The sequence below is a fragment of the Sphingomonas sp. 66-10 genome, from assembly GCF_001897045.1.
GTDB classification, from domain to species: Bacteria; Pseudomonadota; Alphaproteobacteria; order Sphingomonadales; family Sphingomonadaceae; genus Sphingomonas; species Sphingomonas lycopersici.
In genome coordinates, this window is the sequence record NZ_MKRR01000169.1 from 1 (window position 1) to 6,578 (window position 6,578).

General features: G+C 60.2%; 7 protein-coding genes. 6 read left to right on the plus strand and 1 reads right to left on the minus strand.

All coding sequences use genetic code 11. From position 1 onward, the window contains the following. The 3 genes from BGN95_RS26710 to BGN95_RS26720 all read left to right on the plus strand — a co-directional run. The coding region (locus tag BGN95_RS26710) for an RHS repeat domain-containing protein (protein WP_286774583.1) at window positions 1-1,672 on the plus strand (1,672 nt) is incomplete at its 5' end. Window positions 1,673-2,140: 468 nt separating this feature from the next. Further along, window positions 2,141-2,275 carry a hypothetical protein gene (locus BGN95_RS27300; RefSeq protein ID WP_502688360.1) on the plus strand — a complete coding sequence of 45 codons (135 nt, stop codon included), beginning with the start codon at window positions 2,141-2,143 and terminating at the stop codon, window positions 2,273-2,275. Between the two features lie 44 nt (window positions 2,276-2,319). Further along, on the plus strand, window positions 2,320-3,213 hold the full coding sequence (locus BGN95_RS26720; protein ID WP_286774584.1) for a tail fiber domain-containing protein: 894 nt from the start codon (window positions 2,320-2,322) through the stop codon (window positions 3,211-3,213). 874 nt (window positions 3,214-4,087) lie between these two features. Here the strand turns inward: BGN95_RS26720 and BGN95_RS26725 are convergent. Continuing rightward, on the minus strand, window positions 4,088-4,450 hold the full coding sequence (locus BGN95_RS26725) for a TrbC/VirB2 family protein (RefSeq protein WP_286774585.1): 363 nt from the start codon (window positions 4,448-4,450) through the stop codon (window positions 4,088-4,090). Window positions 4,451-4,590: 140 nt separating this feature from the next. On the opposite strand from BGN95_RS26725, the gene BGN95_RS26730 reads away from it, so the two are divergent. The 3 genes from BGN95_RS26730 to BGN95_RS26740 all read left to right on the plus strand — a co-directional run. Continuing rightward, window positions 4,591-4,917 carry a TrbC/VirB2 family protein gene (locus BGN95_RS26730; RefSeq protein ID WP_286774586.1) on the plus strand — a complete coding sequence of 109 codons (327 nt, stop codon included), beginning with the start codon at window positions 4,591-4,593 and terminating at the stop codon, window positions 4,915-4,917. Window positions 4,918-4,920: 3 nt separating this feature from the next. Then, window positions 4,921-5,205, plus strand: coding sequence for a VirB3 family type IV secretion system protein (locus BGN95_RS26735; RefSeq protein ID WP_286774587.1), 285 nt, complete (start codon window positions 4,921-4,923; stop codon window positions 5,203-5,205). After that, window positions 5,184-6,578: VirB4 family type IV secretion/conjugal transfer ATPase (locus BGN95_RS26740; protein WP_502688361.1), on the plus strand; the 1,395-nt coding region annotated here is incomplete at its 3' end. The genes BGN95_RS26735 and BGN95_RS26740, both read left to right, overlap by 22 nt.

A 6,578-nucleotide genomic window follows, 5' to 3' on the forward strand; every position in this document is an offset into this window, starting at 1 on the left:
CTTACCCTCGCTAACCGCGCGGGCGTTATCGCCGATACCGATCAGCTCCGGAATGTGGGGAGGTTTTGGCGCTTACGATGCAACCGGCAACATGACGTCGGTCAGCGAGAACGGATCGACAAGCCTCGCCTCTTTCGGCTACGACAACCTGGGGCGCAGGACCAGTCTGACCCGCGCGAATGGCGTGGCCACGAGTTACGGCTATGACGGCGCATCGAACCTCGCCTCGCTAGGCGTGACCTACCCAAGTTCGGGTAACAACCTGACCCTGAGCTTTAGCTACAACCCTGCTCGGCAGATCGCGGCGACGACACGATCGAATGATAGCTACGCCTGGACTGGAGCTGTCGATACAGACCGTGCTTATTCCGTCAATGGATTGAACCAATATACCAGCGCGGGAACGATTTCGTTTGGTTATGATGGTCGGGGCAACCTTACCGCTTCGGGGAGCACACCCTACGGATACAGTAGCGAGAACCTGCTGGTGAGCACCACGGGCGTGGGACTAAGCTATGACCCGCTTGGACGCTTGCTCCAAACCGCTGCAGGTAGCACAACCCGCTACGGCTATGACGGAGCTAACCTGGTCGCCGAGTACAATTCGAGCAACGCTTTGCAAAAGCGATACGTTTTCGGACCAAAACCGGATGAGGCGCTCGTTGAATATGATTCAAGCGGAAACAAGACTTGGTTGGTTGCGGACGAACGGGGATCGATCATCGCGCGCACCGACCCCACGGGGAATCTGGCGGCGGTAAACCGTTACGACGAATTTGGTATCCCACAGGGAACCAACGTGGGACGCCATCAATTTACCGGGCAAGCTTGGATTCCAGAGCTTGGCATGTACTATTTCAAAGCCCGGATTTATTCTCCGACCCTCGGGCGGTTCATGCAAACGGACCCGACCGGTTATTCCGATGGAATAAATTGGTACAATTACGCTCATAGCGATCCGCTCAATGGGTCGGATCCGACCGGAAAGGATGTTTTTTGTTCCGACGGATCAATAGTGGGCGTTGGAGATGATATTTCGGAGGAGATGAACACGTGCGGCGGAGATGGCCAAATTTCCGAGATTACCGCGACTGCAACCGCATCCGGCAGTGGTCAAAGTGATAGCCTTCCGCCGATAAACTACGATTTCGATACGGCATTTCAGTTTGACCAAACTCTTGGAGGCCTGCTAGGTGGAGGGCAGCCCATGGTAAACCCATATCGGAAGGCGGTTTGCGCTGAAGGGCCTCGAGTAAACTATGGCGGTGGACCCAGTGGGACGGGGTTCGTGGCAGTGGGGGGTATTTCGCTGGGGGTGAGTGGGAACATATCTCTACCCAAGTTGCCGGGTGGCGGGGTTAGCCTCACCGGTTCCCAAGTCTCGGTAACAGGCTCCGTGACTCCGTTGCTCGGCCTTGGTATCTTTGCGGCGGCCGGTCCTAGCGTTTCGGCGAGTACCTCGGATGTAATCGCTCCGCTGCTCAGTGGCTCCATAACCCCCGTTCTGCAAGGTGGTGCGGGAGACGGATTTGGAGCCGAGATTGTGCGGGCACTTAATGGAGATCCGCTCGATTGGAGCGGCTCCGGCGGGCGCGTGGCAGCGGGAGGCTATGGCGCCGTTGGAGTACGCTTTTCCGGTACCATATCGTCATCCCCCCTTGGATGCCCATGATGGGAAGGCGTACTGATATTAACGCCATTTGGCGTGCTACAATCTTCTCATTCGCATTTGTGGAGATTGTTGGCGCAGCAGTCTTTTTTTCGGTAATTACATCAGGAAGAGCGCCATATGTTATTGCCGTACTTGGGTATATTTTGTTTTTGTTATTAACATGGTTATTCTATCTATTGTTGAAGTATATCAAGAGCATGATAGAGAGAAATAATCCATGAATGTAAATCCAGAAGCGGAAGCCCTCAAACTCGAGGTTCGGATGGCGCTCGCTTGCTCAATTTCTCTATATATTCATCTACGATGAATCGTTTCTTTGTCGAATTGGCTCAGCGGACGGAGGTGCAGGTGATTGGATCTCGGGCGATGGCGTGCTCATTAGCTTTGGGTACATACCTCTTTACGTCCGTACCCGCTTTGGCGGGCACCGATTCCTATATATATGATTCGCTAGGCCGGGTGGTCGCTGTGATCCGTGCGAGCGGAACCACGACGAGCTATTCCTATGATGCCGCGGGCAATCGCAGGGCGGTTACGACCGTCAACAACTCGCCGGTCACCTGGGGGAACTTCAACTGGAAGAACGCCACCTGGCACAATTGAGCATTGTAGAAGGCTGTGTGGCCACTTTCCTTTTGGAGGACATCATGAAGCGAATCGCTATTGGCTTGGTGTTGGCATGCGTCTCCGGTTCTGCCTGGGGGCAGTGCGCCAGCCTCCCCTATACGCTAACCAACGGCACGATCGCTAACGCCGATCAGGTGATGGCCGATCTAAATTGTCTCGCGCTGATCGGCGGAACGACCTTTACTGGCAGGATCGGAATTGGAGCCGCCAATGACGGTAGTGCCTTGGTACAGGCTCGTACGGACCAGAACGCCCCGACAGTCGGTTTCAAAGTCACGAACGCTGCTGCGGGCGGCAGTTCACAGGCACGCGTTGACTTCTCCACCTACACCCCGAACTCCTATGCGATCATAGGACTGATGGAGAATAGCGGCTCGCCCTACTGGCAGGTGACGGCCGGCCCGGGGGTTACCGCTGGCTACATTGATTTGCCTAGCCATATTTTCCGTACGCCAGCTGGCGTAGAACGCATGCGGATCGCAGCGAGCGGCAATGTGGGGATCGGGACGAGTTCACCTTCCTATCTGCTCTATGTCAATGGCTCGGCGGGTGGCACGCAGGGTTGGAACCAGGCATCCGACGGCCGGTTGAAGACCAATATCAAACCCGTGACGGGTGGCTTGGCGCTGATCGAACGGCTCAACCCCGTTCACTATGACTGGCGTAAACCTGAAGACCGAAGCGTCGGACAGAATCTCAAACTTCCCGTTGGCGAGCGGCAGATCGGCTTTATTGCCCAGGAGGTCGAGGAGGTAATACCCGAGGCCGTGACGGCACCTGCGCGCGATGGCGCAGAAATCTACAGCCTTAAACAGGAAAGTCTGATCCCGGTGCTGGTCGCGGCGATCAAGGAGCTGCGGGCCGAGGTCAGAGCGCAGCGAGATCAGATTGAGGCCCTGAAAGCGAAGCAGTGAGGTTGCCCAATTTTGGGCCTCCGCAGGATCCATTCTGGAAAACGATCGCTTCGTTTAGTGTGGAACGGAAGCGCCGGCGTAGGGATCACAAGATTGCGGCGTCGGCTTCGGGGCGTCGACGAGCGCGCTCGGCGGCGGCGCGACAGCCGTTATCGGAGTCGCAACGCCGCGATCCCCGTGCCTTCCAGGATCCCGGCTACGGCTCGATGGGCAAGGCAGCCCGCAGACCACATTTACCAACTACCGTGATCCCCCGCCAAACCTCAAGCCTGCCGAAGAGCATCATCATGCCGACGATGGCGACCGCGCTCGCCGCAACGATCGATGCCAGCGATCCGGTCGCGACCGACTCGACCCCACCGACCGACCGCGCGATCGGACCGGCCGTCGAGGGCCCAAGCAGGCTACTGCGGCGCCGACAGAGGGAGAATGGTTGGGGTTTCGGGGCGAGAAGGTACGCTCAACCTGGACTGGCCGAATCCCATCAGGCTGCGATCGATCGCCTTCCATGACTTCGGACGCCATAAGATTACGGAGTCCGTTGCGGCGGATGCGTCGACTCCAAGTTCGAAGTTATCTGGCCTCGATTCCTCTAATACCAATTACCGATACCCTACTTTGTCAACCCTGATGTAGGCGGTCTGGAGGTAATATACTCTAAACTCTAGTTCAGGACCGGCCGAACTATTGGGAAGGGTGAAGGGGCAATGAAGAAATCGCTGGGCTGCCAACGGTCAACATTGCTACCAGCGCCGCGCAAGACCGTTTTCTCAAATAGGTCCTGGTCAACTTTTCTGCTCCCCTTTTTCGCTGTGGCATTATCTTGTCGAAGATGCTCGCCGCAGCGCGAATGTGAAAATCCAGTAGCGCGTGGTCAATGCGGAACCGAGGCGCCAGCGTAAGGATCATATGGCTGGGGCGTCGGCTTCGGGGCGTCGACGAGTGCGCTGGGCGGCGGCGCGACCGCCGTTGTCGGAGTCGCAACCCCGCGATCCATTCCTCCCAGGATCCCGCGCGCGATCAGGTTGGCACCAAACACCAGGAAGCATCCGGCAACCACCGTTATCCCGCGCCGAACCTCAAGCCTGCCGGAGAGCATCATCATGCCGACAATGGCGACCGCGATCACCGCAACAATCGATGCGAGCGATCCGGTGGCGACCGACTCGACCCAGCCGACCGACCGCGCGATCGGACCGGCCGTCGAGGGCTCAAGCAGGCTGCCGATATAATCCATGACGCGCCATCATCGACGGGCGGTGTAAATCGATCAAGCTATTGCGATCATTTTGGCGTAATTGGCTTTGCAGCGGCTGGAGCGCCGCGCTAGCAATGCGTAAGAGCCTGTAAGAACAGGGCGTAAACGGGGGTAAGCGTATGGGGAAGGCAAGCTCGATAGTTGCGCGGATCGGGGCGGCCTTTGCGGGAGTCGTCATGGCGCTTCCCGCCCACGCCCAGGACATGGCTGGCGATCCCGCCGGCTCCGGTGTTCTCGTCTCCGCGGTCCGCTGGCTCGAAGGCACGCTCCTCGGCACGATCGCAACCGTGGTCGCGGTGATCGCGGTGGCATCGGTCGGCTTCCTGATGCTGACCGGCCGGATCAACTGGCGCTACGGCGCAACCGTCATTCTCGGCTGCTTCATCCTGTTCGGCGCGGCGAGCATCGTTGCCGGTATCCAGTCGACCGCAACGCTCGGCGGCTGAGCGATGAACGGGGTCGAGCGCGATGCGGTGTTCGTCGCGCTGACGCGGCCGCAGATGTTCGCCGGCGTCACCTACAGCTATTTCGTGGCCAACGCCGTGCTGGCGACCGAGTTGTTCCTCGTGTTCCGTACGGTCTGGGCTTTGGTCATCGCGCTTATCGTCCATCTCGCGGGCGTCCTACTGTGCCTGCGTGAACCGCGCTTCTTCGACCTGTGGCTGACCAAAGTCGGCCGCTGCCCCAGGGTGCGTAACTATTCGTTGTGGCGATGCAACTCCTACCGGCCCTGAGCGCCGACCGCCGCACTGTGGAGCGTGAGGCGCCGGTCGGCCGTCATCTGCCTTACGCCCGCCATGTCGACGCCAATACGATCGAGACCCGCGATGGCCTGCTGTTGCAGGTCATCGCGCTGCGTGGCCTCCTGTTCGAGACCGCCGACACCGACGAGATCAACTATCGCAAGCGGCTGCGCGATGCGATGTTACAGGCGATCGGCTCTTCCCGCTTCGCGCTCTACCACCATATCGTCCGGCGCCGCGTCGAGGTCGAACTCGACGGCCAGTTCGACGACCCCTTTTCGGCAAAGCTGGATACAATCTGGCGCGAACGGCTCGGCCGGCGCCAGCTCTACGTCAACGACCTTTACCTGACCCTCGTCCGCCGTCCGCTGCAAGGCCGCGTCGGCCTGCTGGACAGCGTGCGCGACCTCCTCAGCCGAAGCGGCCCGCGCGAGGAGAGCGTCGCGCAGGAACTGCGGCAACTCGACACGGCGCGTGAGGCGCTGATCGCGGCGCTGGGAAGCTACGAACCACGCCTGCTCGGCGTCTATGAAGCCGAGGCGGGCCTTGCCTCCGAGCCGCTCGAGTTCCTCTCGACCCTCGTCAACGGCGAGGTCCAGCCGGTGTTGCTCCCGACCCAGGATATCGGGGCCTATCTCCCGATGCGCCGGATCAGCTTCGGGCAGGAGACGATCGAGCTTGGCCCGATGGGTATCGCGCCGCGCGCGTTCGTCGGGCTGATTTCGATCAAGGATTATCCGGGACAGACCAGCCCTGGCATGTTCGATGAACTGCTCCGGCTCCCATTCGAACTCACCGTCTCGCAATCGTTCGGGTTCGTCGAGCGCCAGGCGGCCCTGGGGCGGATGAACCTCGCGCTGAGACGCATGCGCTCGGCCGAAGACGAAGCGGTCAGCCTCCGCGCCGATCTCGCCCACGCCAAGGACGAGGTCGCCGCGGGCCGCGCCGGGTTCGGCGAGCATCATATGACCATCGCGATCCGCGGGAACTCGCCCGAGGAGGTCGACGCCGGCGTCGCCGAGACCCAGGCGGCACTGTCCGACCTCGGGATCATCTCCGTACGCGAGGAGATCGCGCTCGAACCCGCCTTCTGGGCGCAGTTCCCCGCCAACTTCAAATATATCGCGCGGCGCGGCCTCGTCTCGACCGGCAACTTCGCCGGACTTGCCAGCGGGCATAATTTCGCGCTCGGGCGCCCCCACGGCAACCATTGGGGCGATGCGGTCACCCTGCTCGAGACCACCGCGGCCGGTCCCTATTTCTTCAACTTCCACCAGGGCGACCTCGGCAACTTCACCGTGATCGGCCCCTCGGGCTCGGGCAAGACCGTGGTCGTCAACTTCCTCCTCGCCCAGGCACGGCGG